The organism is Mycobacterium sp. shizuoka-1, assembly GCF_002723835.1.
Taxonomy (GTDB): Bacteria; Actinomycetota; Actinomycetes; order Mycobacteriales; family Mycobacteriaceae; genus Mycobacterium.
Window position 1 is genome coordinate 1 of sequence record NZ_BEWG01000151.1, and the last position, 1,241, is coordinate 1,241.

General features: G+C 66.8%; 2 protein-coding genes. Both read left to right on the forward strand.

Annotated elements, in window-relative coordinates:
• Positions 1–22 precede the first annotated feature (22 nt).
• Complete coding sequence (gene tnpA / locus MSZK_RS31385) at positions 23–430, forward strand: IS200/IS605 family transposase (RefSeq protein WP_099252397.1); 408 nt, start codon at positions 23–25, stop codon at positions 428–430.
• A partial coding sequence (locus tag MSZK_RS31390) for a transposase (protein WP_233211620.1) occupies positions 430–1,241 on the forward strand: 812 nt, incomplete at its 3' end. The genes tnpA and MSZK_RS31390, both read left to right, overlap by 1 nt.

Consider the following 1,241-nt stretch of genomic DNA (forward strand, 5'->3'; position numbering starts at 1 on the left):
GTCGTTTCGTAAGGTGCGTGGTATGTCTCAGCGCCGGTTTCGCCGCACCCCGGGTGGGGTGTGCTCGCTGGGCCTGCATCTGGTGTGGTGCCCGAAGTACCGGCGCCGGGTGCTTGGCGGCCGCGTAGCGGCGCGCTGCGGCGAGCTGCTGACCGAGGTCGCCGCCGAACGCGGCTGGGAGATCGTGGCCTCCGAGGTGATGCCCGATCACGTGCACCTGTTCGTGCGGGTTGGCCCGACCGACGCGCCAGCGGCGGTGGTGCGGGCGTTCAAGGGCCGCACCGCGCGCGTGCTGCGCGCCGAGTTTCCCTACCTGCGGAGGTTCGCGAGGGTGTTGTGGTCGCCGTCGTATTTCGCCGCCTCGGTCGGGTATGTGTCGGAGTCGACGGTGCGCCGCTACATCGAGCACCAGTGGGACGCGGTGGCTTGATGCGGCGCGCGTATGTGTTTCGCCTGCGTCCGACTGCCCGCCAGCACGTCGCGTTGGCGCAGTGTCTGGACGCGCACCGTGAGCTCTACAACGCCGCCCTGCAGGAACGCCGGAATGCCTGGTCACACAACAAGACCCGCATCTACTACCGGGATCAATCCGCCCAACTGTCAGAGATCCGGGCGATACGGCCGGATCAGGCGGTGTGGTCGTTCTCCAGCCAGCAGGCCACCCTGCGCCGGTTGAGCAAGGCGTTCGACGGATTCTTCCGCCGGGTCAAACGCGGAGACAAGCCCGGCTATCCGCGGTTTAAGGGTAAGGCCCGCTTCGACAGCGTGGAGTGGCCCAAAGACGGCGATGGTGCACGCTGGCTACCCGAGACCAAGCGGGTGTACCTGCAAGGTGTCGGTCAGGTGAAGGTGCATCTGCACCGCCAGGTGCAGGGCAGAGTGAAAACGATCCAGATCAAACGCCAAGGCCGGCGCTGGATGCTGGTGCTCTCGTGTGACGAGGTACCGACCAATCCGCTGCCGACAACCGGCGGCCAGGCCGGTATCGACGTCGGGGTGGTGACCTACGCGACGCTCTCTGACGGCACCGAGGTCGCCAATCCGCGGTGGGCACGTCAGGAGGCCGCCCGACTGGAGGCGGCTCAGCAACGATTGCAGCGCACAAAACGTGGCTCCAATAACCGGGTCGCGCGCCGAGAAACGGTGGCGGCGCGGCACCGTAAGATCGCCAACCGGCGTAAAGACTTTCACCACAAACAGGCCCGCGAACTCGTCGCCCGCTACGACCTGCTGGCGGTGGA